Source organism: Mesorhizobium sp. CO1-1-11, assembly GCF_020164995.1.
GTDB classification, from domain to species: domain Bacteria; phylum Pseudomonadota; class Alphaproteobacteria; order Rhizobiales; family Rhizobiaceae; genus Mesorhizobium; species Mesorhizobium australicum.
On sequence record NZ_JAIUHE010000006.1, the window covers coordinates 17,450 to 33,931 of the forward strand.

A 16,482-nucleotide genomic window follows, 5' to 3' on the forward strand; every position below is an offset into this window, starting at 1 on the left:
ATGCAGGACGGGGCAACAATGACGCATGACTCCCACGCCTATGCGGTAGCGAGCCGGGATATCGTTTTCGAGTCTTTCGATGGCGAGGCCGTGGTGCTCAATCTTGCCAATGGCAAATATTTCGGCTTTTCCGATTCCGGCAGCAAGGTATGGCAGGCGCTTTCATCCGGCGCGGACGCCCAGGCCCTGGTCGGGCTGAGCGCCGGCGGCTCGACAATAGGCCAGGCCGAACTCGAACACTTCATATCGCAATTGCTCGAATTGGGTTTGCTGGTGCGCTTGGACGCGGCGGCGCAGCCTTTGCCGGGCGATTTGCCTGCCGAGCTTGCCGCCACGAACGAGCCGCTCAATGTGAGCATTCACGACGACCTCGCCGACCTGATCGTCGTTGATCCCATCCACGAGGTCGAGGAACCTCTCGGCTGGCCGGCGGTCAAGCAGGCTTCCTGACGGGGCGGCCGCAGCGTGAGGGAAGGCGATTGATGCCCCGCGTCACGCTCGAAACCTTGCCGGATTACGCCCGGTATCTCATCGCCGCCGCTGAAGGCGCGGCCGCGCGCTATCCGACCATGCGAAAGGTTCGCCTGCCCTGGCTTGAGCTGACCGTGCATCTCGGTCACGGCGTGCTTGCCGATGCATTGGGCCATGCTTTTGTCGAGCCCGGGCATGACCAGCCGGCACCGTCCACGGGTCGCATCTTCATCGCGCATCCCGGCATTGACGGCATCCCGGAGCCGGCGCACTGGGGCGATGCCCATTTCACCGAGCACGGTTTTGCCAAACGGCTCGCCGAAGCCGGTTTGCGCGGGCACCATTTCCACGACCTGGATTTCTGGCAGGTCTACGATCCGCACCGCCGCGTCGGCGTGCAGCTGATGGCCTCGGCCGATGCCTTTCCGCCCTGGGAGCCGGGAGCACCGCTGCGCGCCTTCCTGCACTGGGAATATGCCGCGCGCGGCATGCGGCTGACGCATGCCGGCACGCTTGGCATCGACGGCAACGGTATTCTGCTTGCCGGCTCGGGCGGGGCCGGGAAATCGGGCACCGTCGCCGCCGGCCTGCTTAACGGGCTCGACAGTGTCGGCGACGACTATGTGCTGATCGATCTCACCGACGGCGTGACCGCGCGCCCCCTTTTTTCGACGTTGAAGCAGGACACGGAAGGTTTCGCCCGGCTGGGCCTGCGGCAGCGGCTAACGGCGCAAGGCCCGCTGAACTGGCAAGGCAAGCACACGTTCCATATTCATGATATCGCGCCTCGGCCGGTGCCCGCCATGCTGGACATCGTCGCGCTGGTGGTGCCACATATCAGCGGAGGCGGAGCAAGTTCGATTATGCCGGTGTCGCGCAGGGATGCCATGATTGCCTTGGCGCCGTCCGGCATCGCCCAGATGCCGGGCGAGCGCGAAAGCGGCTTTCGCTTCTTCAGCGAATTGACGCGCCACCTGCCGTGCTTCCGTTTGTCCCTCGGCATCGACCCGGCAGAGATCGCCCGCACGATCGAGGATTTCCTGACACGAGGCGCCCGGTGAAGCTCAGCGTGATCATGCCTGTGTACAATCGCGAGCGCTATGTCGTCTCGGCGCTGCGCTCGCTCGTGCGGCAGCAAGATGCCGCCGATCTCGACATCATCGTGATCGACGACGGCTCGACCGACGGGTCGCCGGAGGCCGTGCGTTCGATGATGGCCGAGAACCCCTGCATTCGTCTTTTCCGGCAAGAGAACATGGGCGTGACCCGGGCTCGCAACGCTGGTCTCAGACTGCTCACGCCGGAAACGGAGCTCGTGTCGTTCCTCGATTCGGATGATGTCTCGCCTGCGGGACGATTCAAGGCCGATATCACATGCTTTGACGCCGACCCCGCTCTGGAGCTTACCTATTCCCTGATGATGATGGTCGAACACATCGACGACGATCTGCTGGAACCCTGCCCCGGCAGCCATTTCATGACCGTGCGGGGAATTCATCTGTCGTCAGGCATTTTCTCGCGTAAGCTCATCGAACGGATCGGCGGCTTCGACGAGGCCTTCGGCCAGGCCGAAGACACAGACTACCTGCTGCGCACCTTTGAAAGCGGCCCCAGATTCGTCCTGCCGGATACCGTATCGCTTTACTACCGACGTCATCCCGGCAACATGACGAAGCAGGTCGACACATCCCTTCGGGAATTCTTGCGGGCCATCCACAAATCGATGAAACGGCGCAAGGCCGACCCTTCACTGCGCGGGATCGAAGGCATCTTCGATGTCAAAGAACTCGCCAACTGGCGCTTCATGTAGCATGCGGAGCTATGGCGTCGTCATACCGGCCTTCAACGCCAGCGGCACCATCGCCGAGACGCTGCGATCGGTCGCGGCGCAGACAGTGCGGCCTGAGCTGGTGGTGATCGTCGACGATGGATCCAGCGACGATCTCGCGGCGGCGATCGGCGGAACGGACCTGCCGCTGCAATTGCTGCGCCAGGCAAATGCCGGACCTGGGAGCGCCACGACAAGGGGCATCGCCGCCTTGTCGACGCCGCTCATTGCAACGCTCGATGCCGACGATCTGTGGCTGCCGAGCAAGGCCGAAACACAGCTCGCGCATCTCGAAAGGCATCCCGCAACGTCGGGCGTTTTTTGCCATTTGCGAAACTTCCGCAATGACCGGCCCGATGCACCCGAGGACGCGATCGTACCCGGTTGGTCGCGGACCACGATGCTGATCCGGCGCGAGGCCGCCGAGACCGTCGGACCAATCGTCGATCCGCCGGGCGGCCGCGGCGAAATGATCGACTGGATCGCGCGGGCACGCGAGACGGGCCTTGCCCTCGACATGGTGGAGGAGGTGCTGGCGCTGCGCCGCATCAGGCCCGGCAGCCTGTCCTATGGCCGCGATGCGGCGCGCGACCGCGGCTATCTCGAAGTGGCGCGGCTCGCCATGCTGCGACGGGCCCGGAACAAGGCCGGCGCGGGCTGATGGCGGGCATTCGCCGCATCAGCCGACGTTTCCCGGACTATGGCTGGTCCTGGCCGACGGGCGGGCTCGACCAACTGCTCAAGGCTGCCCTTCTTGTCGATGAGGACGCGGCCGCCGGTTGCGCCATGCAGTGGCTAAACGCGAACGACATCGACCTTGTCTCCTTCAGGGAACACCGGCTGCTGGCCGCGATCTGCGATCGGTTCGGCCGGAAATTGGCCGGCCAATCCGCCTATCCGCGCCTTGTCGGCCTGCAAAAGATGCTGTGGACCAAGTCGCGCATGGCGATGCGCGAGGCCGAACCGGCGCTGCAGGCGATGACGGATTCCGGCTGCCTGGTGATGCTGATCAAGGGTGCCAGCCGCATTGCCTTGAACGCCTCGGCGCAGCGTGGCCGGGTGGCGCACGACATCGACATATTGGTGCGGCCGCAGGACATGCCGGCGGCGTTCGGCGTGCTGCGCGACGGCGACTGGCAGATCGCCACCGGGGTGAGTCCCCAATATCTGAGGACAAGGCTGGCGTCGCTGCGCTCGATGAATTTTTTCAAGGGCAGTTATGGCGATATCGATCTGCACCAGCTTGCCTATGACGGCTCGCAGCAAAGCGACGAGGATGACCAGGAGATCTGGCAGCGCGCGGCGACGGCCGAATTCAGCGGTGTCGGCGTGCTGGTGCCGTCGCCCGCGGATCGCATCGCGCTCGCCATCGCGCATGGCGGGCTCGATGCCCACACCCACAGCGATTGGCTGGTCGATTGCGCGGTGGCCATTCGCGCCGGCGGCGTCGACTGGGACGTGTTCCTCGATGTCGTCGCCAGGCGTGGCCTTGCCGTTGCCGCGGCGGTGGCGCTTTCCTACCTTGCGCTCGATGTTGGCGTGACGGTGCCTGACAAGGTGCTGGCGCGCGTGCTGGACATGGCCGACCGCACCGGCCTTGCACGCTGGTCGGCGGTGCTGCAGGCCAAGCCGCGAACCGACTTCGGCAGGCTGACCTGGCTGTCGCGCGGCTTCGCCAAGCAGTTGCGGCTGAGACGCAAGAGCGGTCGGCTGCGGCAGGAGCCGCCCGCCAGGGCATGGCGCGGCAGAGCATGGCGCGGCAGGCAGGCACCTCGCGAGCCGCTGGAAGGACAGTCGCCCCTGGCCTTCTCGCAGGCCATACCGTGCCCTGCGACGGCAGGGGAGATGATGCTGGACATCACGATCAGGATCAGCGTCCCGCCGGTCCGGCGCCGCATCGAAATGGAGATCAATGTGGGCGACGACCACGTCGCGCGTCTGCGTGCGATGGCCATCAGCCGGTCTGGTGGAGAGCGGGTGCTGTGCTTTCGCGGCAAGGTTACGTTCGATGGCCGACAGCATGCCCTGACGCTGGAAGCGCGACCGTCCCGGCAGTTCCGCCAATGGGACGATCAGGCGACGGTCGCCACCTACGGCGCTTTGCCTTTCCATCTGGTCTCGGCGATTTTTTCACCGCTGCGCTGAACTGAACTATCGCTGGTCGCCCAAAGGTCGGCGGCGCCGTGCGGGGCGCGAACCCTCGCCTATACGGCGCCCTCGTCGGGCTTCGTCACCCGCCGCAACGTCAGATTGATCCTGCCGCCGTTCTTGAGCAGCGCCGAGGTCGAAGGGTAGATGCGGTCGACGCCATGGAAGGCAAGACGGCCCTCGCCGCCAAGCACGACGACATCGCCGCTTTTGAGCCTGAACGATTTGGTGGCGCCATCGCGGGTTGTCTGGCCGACCCTGAACAGGCAATCGTCACCCAGCGAGACGGAGACGACGGGTGCCGAGAAATCGGCCTCGTCGCGATCCTGATGCAGGCCCATCTTCGCTTCCGGCGTGTAGAAATTGATCAGGCAGGCCTGCGGTGGATTGGGATAGCCCGACACCTGACGCCACAGGTCTAGCAGACTGTCGGGGATAGGCGGCCACGGCTCTCCGGTCAGCGGATGCGTCGGCTGGTAGCGATAGCCGCGTTCCTTGTCGGTGACCCAGCCGAGAGGACCGCAATTGGTCATGCGCACGCTCATCTCCTTGCCGGTCCGAGGCATGGCCGGCACGAACAGCGGCGCCTGCTGGACAATGCTTCTCACCTCCTCGACCAGCGTCTCCTGGACGGCGCGGGACAGATGGGCCGGCATGTGACGGATGCCTTTGGGCAGAACGAGCATGGGTTGGCTCATGTGAATGGTTCGGAGCCTCAGCATGCCACCGCCAGACGAAAACGGCGACCCGAAAGCGGTCGTGGTTTTTACGAGCGATGGCCGCAGCGAATTCGTCTTGGCCAAATGGCGGTTGACGAACAAAGATGACTAACATAGTCAAGATTTAGAACCGGACCGGTTGACGCAAGAATTTTCAGCTTCCGCGTCCAGAGAAGCCGCGGGCAGCCAACGAGAGCGAGGGATATGGAAGTGACATTTCTTCAAGGCTTCAACGCGATCGAACGGGGCTGCATCTGGTCGCGGCGAGGGCTGCTTGCCACGACATGCCTGGCGACGCTGGCTGGTGCCTACCAAGCCTCCGCCCAGCAGGCAGGCACCCAGGCATCGGGCGGCGCCACCGTGCTCGAGCCCATTACGGTCAGCGGCGAGGCCGGCGGCGACACGTCCCGTGAGGACGACAGGACGGTGGCTGCCAAGCGCAGCTCCGGTGCGACCAAGACGGACACGCCCCTCATCGAAACGCCCCGCTCCGTCTCGGTGGTGACACGCAAGGAACTCGATGAGCGCGGCGCGCAGGACATTATCGAGGCGGTGCGTTATTCCTCAGGCGTCAGCACCGGCGCTTACGGATTCGACCCGCGATTCGACCAGATCTATATCAGGGGCTACGACGCAACCACGCTCGGCGACTACAAGGACGGCCTGCGCCAGCCCTATATCAACTACGGCACGTTCCGCACCGACCCCTACTCGCTCGAACGCGTCGAGGTGATCAAGGGACCGGTATCGGTGCTTTACGGCGCGGGAACGCCGGCAGGCATCGTCAACAAGGTGCCCAAGCTGCCGACCAAGGACAGGATCAGGGAAGTCGAACTGCTTTATGGCACGAAGGACAGGGCGCAGGCCGCCTTCGATTTCGGCGGTCCGGTCACCAAGGGCAGTGACGATTTCCTCTACAGGATCGTCGGCCTGGCGCGAAACGGCGACACCAATTTCGACATCGCCGACGACCGCTATTTGCTGCAGCCGTCGTTCACCTGGAATCCGGACGCCGCGACGTCCTTCACCATCTATGGGCTGGTGCAGGCGGACGAGACCGATTCCAATGTCGGCGTGATCACCGATCCGTCGGGAAAGGTCCACACCCTGCGCGAGAGCGACCCCGACTATGACCATCAGAAGATCCGGCAGCAGCAGGTCGGCTACAAGTTCGAGCACGATTTCGGCGGCGGCATCACGGTGCGCCAGAATGTACGATACTCCCATCTCGACCTGAGGTCGCGCTATCTCGCGGTCTCCGGTTGGACAGGTACGGTCGCGCATCGTTATGCGACCGCAATTCGCGACGAAATGAACGTCTTCCAGGCCGACAATCAGGTCGAGGCCAGGTTCGACACCGGGGCGCTCGCCCACACGTTGCTTCTCGGCCTCGACTACACGAACCTGACCTCTTCCTTCGGCTATGGGTTCGATCCGACCGATCCGGCTTACGATTTCGACATTGCCAACCCGACCTACGGTTTCTCCGGCCCGACCCCGGACACCACGTTCTCTGCGTCCGACGCGGATCTGAGCCAGACCGGCGTCTATGCGCTGGATCAGGTCGAACTGGACAAATGGCGTTTCACGCTCGGTGGCCGCCAGACCTGGGTCGAGCAGACGCGCGACTATTTTGGGGGCGGTTCCGAAGCGGTGGACAAGAACGCCTTCAGCATGCAGGCCGGCGCCCTCTATCTGTTCGATAGCGGCGTCGCGCCCTTCGCCAGCTACGCGACGTCATTCGAACCGATCTCGAACCGCTCGGCCGATGGCGGCGGCATTCTTCAGCCTACGAAGGGCGAACAGTTCGAAGTGGGGGTCAAGTACCAGCCACCGGGAACGGATATCCTGCTGTCCGCGGTCGCCTACCATCTGGTCGAGAAGAACAAGCCGGTAGTCGTCGATCCCAATGCGGGCACCTATCGTTCACTGGGCGAGGTCACCAGCAATGGTTTTGAACTGGAAGCCCGCGCGGCCGTCATGGACGGGCTCGACGTGATCGCGGCCTATAACTACAACCATGCCGAGATCACGGGCGCCGGCCCTGACTCGACGGAGTTGGACAAGGTCCCCGCCGTCACCCCCGAACATGTCGCGAGCCTCTGGGCGAACTACAAATTCGACGAGGGCAGTGCGGCACCCGGCCTTTCGGTGGGAGCCGGCGTGCGGCTGCAGAGCGCGACCTATACCGACACGTCAAACACCGCCAAGAACGATGCCGCCGTCTATCTCGATGCCTCGGCGTCCTACGATTTCGGCGCCATCGACAAGAGGTATGAAGGTGTCTCGGCCGCTTTCGCCGTCCGCAACATTGCCGATGACCGCGCGACGGTGTGCAATTCCGGTTATTGCTACATCGGCCAGGGCCGCAACATCACGGCTTCGCTGAAGCGCCGCTGGTAAGGCAACGCCGCGCGCCTTTCGGACGCGCGGCGCACTGATTTCAGCGTTTTGATACAACCATGCCCGGCGATTAGCCAAGTTCTGGAATACGCAGAACCTGGCCCGGATAGATCTTGTCGGGATGGGTCAGCATCGGCTTGTTCGCCTCGAAGATGACCGTGTTCTTGGCGCCCTGGCCCTTGCCATAGCTCTTTTCGGCGATCTTCCAGAGATTGTCGCCCTTCTGGACCGTATAGAAAGTCGGCTCCTTGGCTGCGGCCGCCGTGCCGGAAGCCGGCGCGACCTGCAACTCGTCAGCCTGCACCTTGGAGACGCCCAGCGTGTTGCCGACGGCGATGACCGCCTTTTCGAAGATCGACTGGTCCTTGACGACGCCCTTCAGCACCGCCGTATCGCCCTGGACAACGACCTGCACGCCATCGGTACCGAGCTTGTGTGAATCGAGCTCTTTCTTGAGCGTGTCGGCGGTGGGTGCGGCTTCCTCGTCGCCGCCGATGCCGAGCTTCTTGCCGACGTTCTTGACGAAATCGAACATACCCATCTCTAGGTCTCCCTTGCTGTGGCAATAAGGGAAACCTCGCATCCGCAACGCAAAATTGAAAGTGGTTTTGCGGGCACGATTTGCGTGTTGCTTAATCGCTCTCCACGCGACCGCGCAGCTTCTTGATCGTACCGCGCCCGGCCTTGCTCTTCAGCCGACGCTCGACCGCGCCTTTCGACGGCCGTGTCTTCTTGCGCGGCGGCGGCGGCGGTTCTGCGGCCTTGGCCACCAGTGCCGCCAGCCTGGTCCGTGCGTCGGCGCGGTTTTGCTCCTGAGTGCGAAAGCGTCCGGCCTCGATGACGATGACACCATCCTTGGTGGCGCGCTGGCCGGCAAGTTTTATGGTCCGCTCGCGTACGCGGTCCGATAGGCCCTCGGCGTTCCGCGCGTCGAAGCGAAGCTGCACCGCCGTCGCCACCTTGTTGACGTTCTGGCCGCCGGGACCGGACGAGCGGATGAAATCCTCGTGCAGGTCGCCCGGGTGAATCACGGCTTCGCCCGATATGATGATGTCGTCGTCGATCGGCATGCCGCAGTCATGGCGCGGCGGACCGAAAAAGAAAAGGCCCGATCGAAAGCGCAGCCCCTAACTGGCATATACGATCCTGATCACGACGCCCAGGCGAGTTCGCCAAGATGGCGACGAAGCCATTTCGTCTCTTCCGATGCCGTGCGCCCGAAATGCCGTTTGAAGTCGCGGCTGAATTGGGACGGGCTCGCGTAGCCTACCAAAGCCGCGACCTCTGCGATCGTCCTGTTCTGGCGTGCTATCATCAATCGTGCTTCGTGGAGCCGTATCGCCTTCACGTACTGCATTGGACTGTTGCCGGTCAGGCTCTTGAAATGGACATGGTAGGAAGGAACGCTCATGCCCACGTCTTTTGCCAGATCGCCGATCGAAATTTCAGAACCGTAGTTCTCTCGCAACCAGGCCAGGCTCTGGATAATCCTTCCGGACGTACCTTTCTGCTGCAGCGCCGCGAGCATTGCACCGCCCTGCGGGCCGACCAGCACCCGGTAATGCAGTTCGCGCAGAATGCCGTCACCAAGGACGAGAGCTTCAACGGGGCTGCGAAGTGCTACAAGGAGGCGCAGCAGGACATCCTCTATTTCGGGGGCCATCCTGCTTGACACGAGACCTCGCGACTTGCCGCTCGCCGGTTCGGCATGCATCTGCGCTTGCATGGCGAGCTCGGCTGCCATCTGCATATCGAACTCAACATAGACCGCAAGCAATGGGCGCTCCGAACTGGCCATCGATTTCATGCGGAATGGAACGGGCACCGAAACCGCCAGATAGTGTTCCTCGTCGTAGAGGTAGATCTCCCTTTCGAGGATACCTTGCTTGCTCCCCTGTAATACGAACACCGCGCCTGGCTTATAGAGGACCGGGACGTCGTGAAGCACGGCTTCCGTCCGCAGAATGCGGACGCGGTTGAACGCGGTCGGATTGTAGCCGCAACGAGGAGCGAGAGCTCCGGCCAACTCGACCAGCTCGCCCCGCGTGGATCGTCCGTGTTTGGCCGGAATAGGATTTGGCAACAAATTCAGAGAATCCGCGATCGAAACGCTCGGTTCCTCATAATATTTGTCAATCCATCACCAATCAAGGAGAGCTTGCGGGTCATGTCACAGAAGACCTTCTTTATCACCGGCGCGAATTCCGGCTTCGGCTTGGCGATAGCTTCCGCGGCTATCCAGATCGGCCATAAGGTGATTGGCGCCGTTCGCTCGGAGACATCACGCGCAGCGCTCGCCGACGTTCTTCCCGCAGTTCGACCGGTACTGTGCGACGTAACGGAATTCGACGCCATACCCGACGTGGTCAGGCAGGCGGAGAACGAACATGGACCGGTTGACGTGCTGATCAACAATGCCGGCTATGGGCATGAGGGAGTGCTTGAAGAGTCGCCGATCGAAGAGATGCGGCGTCAGTTCGACGTTAATGTCTTCGGCGCTGTCGCCGTCGCTAAGGCTTTTCTTCCCCGGTTCCGGGAGCGACGTCGTGGATTCATCGTCAATGTCACGTCGATGGGCGGCATGATCACCATGCCCGGCATTGCTTACTATTGCGGCAGCAAGTTTGCGCTCCAGGGCATATCGGAGGTGATGCGTTCGGAAATGGCCCCGTTCGGTGTCCGCGTGACCGCGGTCTGCCCCGGCTCGTTCCGGACGGATTGGGCTGGGCGATCAATGGTCCGCACAGAGAGATCAATCACTGACTACGACGCGCTTTTTGATCCGATACGTGAGGCGCGACAGATAAAGAGCGGCAAGCAGCTCGGTGATCCCGATAAACTGGCAGCCGCCGTTTTAGGCTTGGTAGACGCCAGTGATCCGCCGCCGCAGCTTCTGCTTGGCAGCGATGCTCTCAAGCTCGTGTCGGACAGAATCGAACGTCTCCGGCAGGAAATCGAGGTGTGGAAGTCTGTCACTGTCTCGACCGACGGCTGACGGCACCGACGTCCTGCCTGCGCCTATTCCGCCGCTTCCTGCATGTGCGGCGCCGCGCCGAGGACGGAGGCGTCGACATGGCTTTCGAACTTCTCGAAATTGACGGCGAACATGCCGACCAGCCTTGCCGCTTGCCGGTCATAGGCCGATTTGTCGGCCCAGGTCGATCGCGGATCGAGGATGGCGCTGTCGACACCAGGCGCCGCCAGCGGCACCTCGAAGCCGAAATTGGCGTCGGTGCGGAAAGCACCTGCCTTCAGCGAGCCGTCGAGGGCGGCGGCGAGCAAGGCGCGCGTCGCCTTGATCGGCATGCGCTTGCCGGTGCCATGGGCACCGCCGGTCCAGCCGGTGTTGACCAGCCAGCAATCGGCGCCGTGGCGAGCGATGAGCTCGCGCAGAAGATTGCCGTATTCCGACGGATGGCGCGGCATGAACGGCGCGCCGAAACAGGTCGAGAAAGTCGCTTCCGGCTCGGTCACGCCCCTTTCCGTTCCGGCCACCTTGGCCGTGTAGCCGGAAAGGAAATGATACATCGCCTGCGCCGGCGTCAGCCGGGCGATCGGCGGCATCACGCCGAAAGCGTCGGCGGTCAGCATGATAATGTTCTTCGGGTGACTGGCGCGCCCGGTCTTCGAGGCATTGGGGATGAAGTCGAGCGGATAGGCGCAGCGTGTGTTTTCGGTGAGCCTGCCGTCATTGAAATCCGGCATGCCATCGGCGTCGAGTACGACGTTTTCCAGCACGGTGCCGAAGCGCTGCGTGGTGGCGAAGATCTCCGGCTCGGCTTCCGCCGACAGCTTGATCGTCTTGGCGTAGCAGCCGCCTTCGAAATTGAAGATGCCGTGCGGACCCCAGCCGTGCTCGTCATCGCCGATCAAGGTGCGCGACGGATCGGCCGACAGCGTGGTCTTGCCGGTTCCCGACAGGCCGAAGAAAATAGCGGCATCGCCGGCCGGTCCCTCATTGGCCGAGCAGTGCATAGGCATCACGCCTTTCTCCGGCAGGAGGTAGTTGAGCATGGTGAACACCGACTTCTTCATCTCGCCGGCATAGGAGGTGCCACCGATCAGCACGATCTTGCGCGTCAGGTCGACGGCGATCACCGTTTCGGTGCGGCTGCCGTGGCGGCCGGGATCGGCGCGGAAGGACGGCAGGTCGATGATCGTCATCCCGGGCACGAAGTGTTCGAGTTCGGCCGCCTCGGGACGGATGAGCAGGTTACGGATGAACAACGAGTGCCAGGCAAGTTCGGTGATCACCCTGGTGGGCAGCTTTAGCTCCGCGTCGGCACCGCCGACCAGGTCCTGCACATAGAGGTCCTTGTCCCCGGCATGGGCCTGGAAATCGGCGAGCAAGGCGTCGAACTGTGCCGGCGAGATCGCCTTGTTGTTGTCCCACCAGACTTGCGGCTCGGTGGCGGCGTCGCGGACGATGAACTTGTCCTTGGGCGAGCGACCGGTGTGCTGGCCGGTCTCGGCGAGCAGCGCGCCATGCGCGGTCAGCCGGGCTTCACCGCGCCGGATCGCTTCCTCGTAGAGCGCGGCCGCGCCGAAATTGTAGCGCACCGTGCCAGAGGTTTTCAGACCGACACGATCGATCGCGCAGGCAGGATTGCGTTTGCCGACTTCCGACATTGGTGACCCTTTTCAAGATTTGCCGCATCTTTGCCGGCGTATTTCCGGCACACCCACTAAGCAGGCTAGGATGGTCAGAACCAGAAAAGCCAAATGATATCAAATCATTAATCGATTTAAATATTTTGAAAGTTGTTTAAATCGTTTATATATGCGAAAAGTTTCACGGTTGCCCAAAGGATTGGCGAGGTTCGTTCGTCCAATCCATGTCGAGGTCGGATTGTGGCCGGCGGCACCCCGCGCGTGACAGCGGTTAAGGCCTATGCCACATTTTGTACCTAATTTGTCCTGCAAAAGCCCCTTCTCTACGACAGAAGGGACAGCTCATGAGGGAGCCGCTTGAAATGGCAACAATCGCGCTTGTCGATGACGACCGCAACATTCTGACGTCGGTGTCGATCGCCCTCGAATCCGAGGGATATCGTGTCGAGACCTACACGGATGGTGCGTCCGCGCTGGAAGGCCTGGCGGCCAGGCCGCCTAATCTCGCCATCCTCGACATCAAGATGCCGCGCATGGACGGCATGGAGCTGCTGCGCCGGATGCGCCAGAAATCCGACCTGCCGGTGATCTTCCTGACCTCCAAGGACGACGAGATCGATGAATTGTTCGGTCTCAAGATGGGCGCCGACGACTTTATCCGCAAACCGTTCTCGCAGCGCCTGCTGGTCGAGCGGGTGCGCGCCGTGCTGCGCCGTGCCAGTGCCCGCGAGGCCGCGGCAAAAGCGCCGAGTCAGCAGGCCCGCTCGCTCGAACGTGGCCAGCTCGTCATGGACCAGGAACGCCATACCTGCACCTGGAAGGGTGAGCCGGTGACGCTTACCGTCACGGAGTTCCTGATCCTGCATTCGCTGGCGCAGCGTCCCGGCGTGGTAAAAAGCCGTGATGCGCTGATGGATTCGGCCTATGATGAGCAGGTCTATGTCGATGACCGCACGATCGACAGCCACATCAAGCGGCTGCGCAAGAAGTTCAAGGCTGTCGACGACGACTTCGAGATGATCGAAACCCTTTACGGAGTCGGATATCGGTTCCGCGAAGCGTAATTTGATGTATGTCGAGCAGAAGCGGTCCCTGGTGTGGGGCTGCGACATACGTCAAACCTGGGACTAGCGGGAGCTGCTATTCGATGGCAGTGGAAGCACAGCGAACAAGACCGGCGGGCGTCGCCAGGCGGCCGTCGCGCATCATGCCTTCCTTCGTGTCGAAAATCACGGTGCCGATGCGCCGCTTCCTCGGCCACCATATCTTTTCCAGCCTGACGCGGCGTATTCTTTTCCTCAATCTCGCCGGGCTGGCGGTGCTCGTCACCGGCATCCTCTATCTCAACACCTTCCGCGACGGGCTGATCGACGCGCGCGTCGAAAGCCTGATGACGCAGGGCGAAATCATCGCCGGCGCGATTGCGGCGTCGGCGACGGTCGAGACGGATTCGATCAGCATCGACCCGGAAAAACTGCTTGAGCTGCAGGCCGGCGAAAGCCTGGGGCCTGGCTCGGACCAACTCGACAATCTGGATTTTCCGATCAATCCCGAGCGCGTGGCGCCGGTCCTGCGGCGGCTGATCTCGCCGACCCGCACCCGAGCCCGCATCTATGACCGCGACGCCAATTTGCTGCTCGATTCGCGCCATCTCTATTCGCGCGGTCAGATCCTGCGCTACGACCTGCCGCCGGTCGAGGAGGAGGAGCCCGACCTTGTCGAGCGCGTCCAGAAATTCATCTTCGACTTCTTCCGCAACACCGACCTGCCGGTCTATCACGAACAGCCCGGCGGCAACGGCGCCGCCTTCCCGGAAGTGGTCAAGGCATTGACGGGCAGTCCGTCGACCATCGTGCGCGTCTCGGAACAGGGCGAGCAGATCGTCTCGGTGGCGGTGCCGATCCAGCGTTTTCGCGCCGTGCTCGGCGTGCTGATGCTGTCGACCGAAGGCGGTGATATCGACAAGATCGTCGCCGCCGAACGCAAGGCGATCCTGCGCGTCTTCGGCATCGCGGCGCTCGTCACAGCCATCCTGTCGATGCTTCTGGCGTCCACCATCGCCAACCCGCTGCGCCGGCTGTCGGCGGCGGCCGTACGGGTGCGTCGCGGCGTCAAGAGTCGCGAGGAAATCCCCGACTTTTCCGACCGCCAGGACGAGATCGGCAATCTGTCGATTGCCGTGCGCGACATGACCAACGCGCTCTATGCGCGCATCGAGGCGATCGAAAGCTTCGCGGCCGATGTCTCGCACGAGTTGAAGAACCCGCTGACGTCGTTGCGCAGTGCCGTCGAAACGTTGCCGCTGGCGAAGAATGACACCTCCCGTGCGCGCCTGATGGAGATCATCCAGCATGACGTGAAACGGCTGGACCGCCTCATCACCGACATTTCCGACGCCTCGCGCCTCGATGCGGAATTGGCGCGCGAAGATGCCGGCACCGTCGACCTGAAGAAATTCGTCACCGACCTCGTCGCTGTTTCGCGTGAAACCACGCGCAACAAGAAGGCGGTCGAGATCGAGCTCAAAGTTGCCAAGCTGCCGCAGGGCGCCAAGGGCTATGTCGTCGTCGGTCACGATCTGCGCATCGGCCAGGTCATCACCAATCTGATCGAGAACGCCCGTTCCTTCGTCCCCGAGGACCATGGCCACATCAGCCTGTCGCTGGCGCGCGCCGGCAAGTTCAACATCCTGACCGTCGACGACAACGGTCCCGGCATCCGCGCCGACGCCATCGACCGCATCTTCGAACGTTTTTACACCGACCGGCCCGCCGGCGAGGCGTTCGGCCAGAATTCCGGCCTTGGCCTGTCCATCTCCAGGCAGATCGTCGAGGCCCATGGCGGTACGTTGACCGCCGAAAACATACCAGGCACCAAGCCCGGCGAGATCAAGGGCGCACGCTTCGTCGTGACGCTCCCGGCCGAGGGATGACCGCCAATCGCCAGGAATCGCGACGTGCGGCCTGACAACATACACGCCACGGCGCTGCTGATCGGCGAGAGCGGCATTCTCATCAGCGGCTCATCCGGGTCGGGCAAGACAACGCTGGCTCTGACGCTGATCAGCCATTGCCTGCAACGCGGATTGTTCTCACGGCTCGTCGGCGACGATCAGCTCTTCGTCGAAGCCCATGCCGGGCGGCTGGTGTGCCGTGCGCCCGCCACCATCGAAGGCCTTGCCGAGGTGCCGGGACATGGGCCATGGGCCCTGCCGTTCGAACCGGCCTGCGTCGTCGATCTGCATGTGCGCCTGTTGCCGGCCGGCGAAATCGCACGCTTCCAGGAGGATGCAAGCGACGACATCGCCGGCTGTGCGGTGGCGCGCATCGATCTGGCCGAGCGCAATGTCGCGGCCGCCTTGCTCGCCGTGATGGCGCGGCTGTCGATTCTGCCTTTTCTATGATCCGCGCTGGGTTTTTTGCTGCAATGCGTCAAAATGGCGTGGGCCGGCGCAATTTTGGGCTTGTCAACGGGCCGCGCGTCGACAAGATAGCGCTCCCGCCGCCTGGATTGGCTGGCGAGCATAAAATGCGCCTGTGAAGCGGCGATGACGGGAGCCACCAAAGAATGATCGGACTCGTGCTTGTAACGCACGGTCAACTGGCCACCGAGTTCAGACATGCCGTCGAACATGTCGTCGGGCCACAAGACAATTTCGAAACCGTGGCGATCGGTGCCGACGACGATATGGAGCAGCGTCGCCGCGACATCGTCGACGCCGTCGCCCGTGTCGATACGGGGGCGGGTGTGATCGTGTTGACCGACATGTTCGGCGGCACGCCGTCCAACCTTGCCATCTCGGTAATGGAGTCCGGCCGCACCGAGGTGATCGCCGGCATGAACCTGCCGATGCTGATCAAGCTGTCGTCGATCCGCAAGGGCGACAACATGGCGGCCGCGCTCGATGAAGCGCAAGCCGCGGGCCGCAAATATATCAACGTCGCCAGCCAGCTTTTGAGCAGCAAATGAGTACGCTGTCGCCTGACAAGGACCAGATCGTCAGGGAGTTTCCGATCGTCAACCAGCGCGGCCTGCATGCGCGCGCCTCGGCGAAATTCGTCCAGCTTGCCAGCGGTTTCAACGCTTCGGTCCATGTCGAGAAGGACGGCGTCAAGGTCGGCGGCACCTCGATCATGGGCCTGATGATGCTGGCGGCCAGCCCTGGATACTCGATCCGCGTCACCGCCAGCGGCCCGGAGGCGCTCGAGGTCATGGACGCGCTGGAGCAGCTCGTCGCCTCCCGTTTCGGCGAGGAGTGCTGACCCGGAAGTCAGCCCTCCGGGACATGCACGAATAAAGATT

General features: G+C 62.9%; 17 protein-coding genes. 12 read left to right on the forward strand and 5 right to left on the reverse strand.

What is annotated here, in order from left to right; genetic code table 11:
- The first annotated feature begins 18 nt into the window (after nt 1-18).
- From LB554_RS08190 to LB554_RS08210, 5 genes are read left to right on the forward strand one after another with little or no spacing between them, the layout of a single operon-like run.
- A complete protein-coding gene (locus LB554_RS08190; RefSeq protein ID WP_224584071.1) occupies nt 19-450 on the forward strand; it encodes a PqqD family peptide modification chaperone in 432 nt (143 codons plus the stop codon).
- Between the two features lie 32 nt (nt 451-482).
- Nucleotides 483-1,532, forward strand: coding sequence for a serine kinase (locus LB554_RS08195; RefSeq protein ID WP_224584072.1), 1,050 nt, complete (start codon nt 483-485; stop codon nt 1,530-1,532).
- Nucleotides 1,529-2,281 (forward strand): glycosyltransferase family 2 protein, encoded by a 753-nt coding sequence (locus LB554_RS08200; protein WP_224584073.1) that lies wholly within the window; start codon nt 1,529-1,531, stop codon nt 2,279-2,281. The genes LB554_RS08195 and LB554_RS08200 overlap by 4 nt, the downstream gene beginning before the upstream one ends.
- A 1-nt stretch (nt 2,282) precedes the next feature.
- Nucleotides 2,283-2,960: a glycosyltransferase family 2 protein gene (locus LB554_RS08205; RefSeq protein ID WP_015314348.1), complete on the forward strand. Its 678-nt coding sequence runs from the start codon at nt 2,283-2,285 to the stop codon at nt 2,958-2,960.
- The gene (locus LB554_RS08210) at nt 2,960-4,444 is read left to right on the forward strand and encodes a nucleotidyltransferase family protein (protein WP_224584074.1); all 1,485 of its coding nucleotides are present in this window, start codon (nt 2,960-2,962) and stop codon (nt 4,442-4,444) included. Before LB554_RS08205 ends, LB554_RS08210 begins: the two co-directional genes overlap by 1 nt.
- 59 nt (nt 4,445-4,503) lie before the next feature.
- On the opposite strand, the gene LB554_RS08215 is transcribed toward LB554_RS08210, so the two are convergent.
- Nucleotides 4,504-5,133 (reverse strand): alpha-ketoglutarate-dependent dioxygenase AlkB family protein, encoded by a 630-nt coding sequence (locus LB554_RS08215; RefSeq protein WP_015314350.1) that lies wholly within the window; start codon nt 5,131-5,133, stop codon nt 4,504-4,506.
- 237 nt (nt 5,134-5,370) lie between these two features.
- Here LB554_RS08215 and LB554_RS08220 point away from each other — a divergent pair, with 237 nt between their 5' ends.
- A complete protein-coding gene (locus LB554_RS08220; RefSeq protein ID WP_224584076.1) occupies nt 5,371-7,569 on the forward strand; it encodes a TonB-dependent siderophore receptor in 2,199 nt (732 codons plus the stop codon).
- A gap of 70 nt (nt 7,570-7,639) precedes the next feature.
- Here LB554_RS08220 and lysM read toward each other — a convergent pair whose 3' ends face one another.
- The 3 genes from lysM to LB554_RS08235 all read right to left on the reverse strand — a co-directional run bounded on the left by lysM (nt 7,640) and on the right by LB554_RS08235 (nt 9,655).
- Nucleotides 7,640-8,110: a peptidoglycan-binding protein LysM gene (gene lysM, locus LB554_RS08225; protein WP_015314352.1), complete on the reverse strand. Its 471-nt coding sequence runs from the start codon at nt 8,108-8,110 to the stop codon at nt 7,640-7,642.
- A 91-nt stretch (nt 8,111-8,201) separates the two neighbouring features.
- Nucleotides 8,202-8,639 carry an alternative ribosome rescue aminoacyl-tRNA hydrolase ArfB gene (gene arfB / locus LB554_RS08230; RefSeq protein ID WP_140615117.1) on the reverse strand — a complete coding sequence of 146 codons (438 nt, stop codon included), beginning with the start codon at nt 8,637-8,639 and terminating at the stop codon, nt 8,202-8,204.
- An 80-nt stretch (nt 8,640-8,719) separates the two neighbouring features.
- On the reverse strand, nt 8,720-9,655 hold the full coding sequence (locus tag LB554_RS08235) for an AraC family transcriptional regulator (RefSeq protein ID WP_224584078.1): 936 nt from the start codon (nt 9,653-9,655) through the stop codon (nt 8,720-8,722).
- 81 nt (nt 9,656-9,736) lie between these two features.
- Here LB554_RS08235 and LB554_RS08240 point away from each other — a divergent pair, with 81 nt between their 5' ends.
- Entirely contained in the window at nt 9,737-10,564 is an 828-nt protein-coding gene (locus tag LB554_RS08240) for an oxidoreductase (protein WP_224584079.1), read from the forward strand.
- Between the two features lie 23 nt (nt 10,565-10,587).
- Here LB554_RS08240 and LB554_RS08245 read toward each other — a convergent pair whose 3' ends face one another.
- Nucleotides 10,588-12,198 carry a phosphoenolpyruvate carboxykinase gene (locus LB554_RS08245; protein ID WP_015314356.1) on the reverse strand — a complete coding sequence of 537 codons (1,611 nt, stop codon included), beginning with the start codon at nt 12,196-12,198 and terminating at the stop codon, nt 10,588-10,590.
- Between the two features lie 344 nt (nt 12,199-12,542).
- On the opposite strand from LB554_RS08245, the gene LB554_RS08250 reads away from it, so the two are divergent.
- The 5 genes from LB554_RS08250 to LB554_RS08270 all read left to right on the forward strand — a co-directional run bounded on the left by LB554_RS08250 (nt 12,543) and on the right by LB554_RS08270 (nt 16,442).
- Nucleotides 12,543-13,244, forward strand: a complete 702-nt coding sequence (locus LB554_RS08250) for a response regulator transcription factor (protein ID WP_010912942.1) — start codon at nt 12,543-12,545, stop codon at nt 13,242-13,244.
- 83 nt (nt 13,245-13,327) lie between these two features.
- Nucleotides 13,328-15,112 carry a sensor histidine kinase gene (locus LB554_RS08255; protein WP_318013198.1) on the forward strand — a complete coding sequence of 595 codons (1,785 nt, stop codon included), beginning with the start codon at nt 13,328-13,330 and terminating at the stop codon, nt 15,110-15,112.
- Nucleotides 15,113-15,136: 24 nt separating this feature from the next.
- A complete protein-coding gene (locus LB554_RS08260; protein ID WP_224584080.1) occupies nt 15,137-15,583 on the forward strand; it encodes an HPr kinase/phosphorylase in 447 nt (148 codons plus the stop codon).
- 164 nt (nt 15,584-15,747) lie between these two features.
- Nucleotides 15,748-16,149, forward strand: coding sequence for a PTS sugar transporter subunit IIA (locus LB554_RS08265; RefSeq protein ID WP_010912939.1), 402 nt, complete (start codon nt 15,748-15,750; stop codon nt 16,147-16,149).
- Nucleotides 16,146-16,442 (forward strand): HPr family phosphocarrier protein, encoded by a 297-nt coding sequence (locus LB554_RS08270; RefSeq protein WP_015314359.1) that lies wholly within the window; start codon nt 16,146-16,148, stop codon nt 16,440-16,442. The genes LB554_RS08265 and LB554_RS08270 overlap by 4 nt, the downstream gene beginning before the upstream one ends.
- Nucleotides 16,443-16,482: the final 40 nt, after the last annotated feature.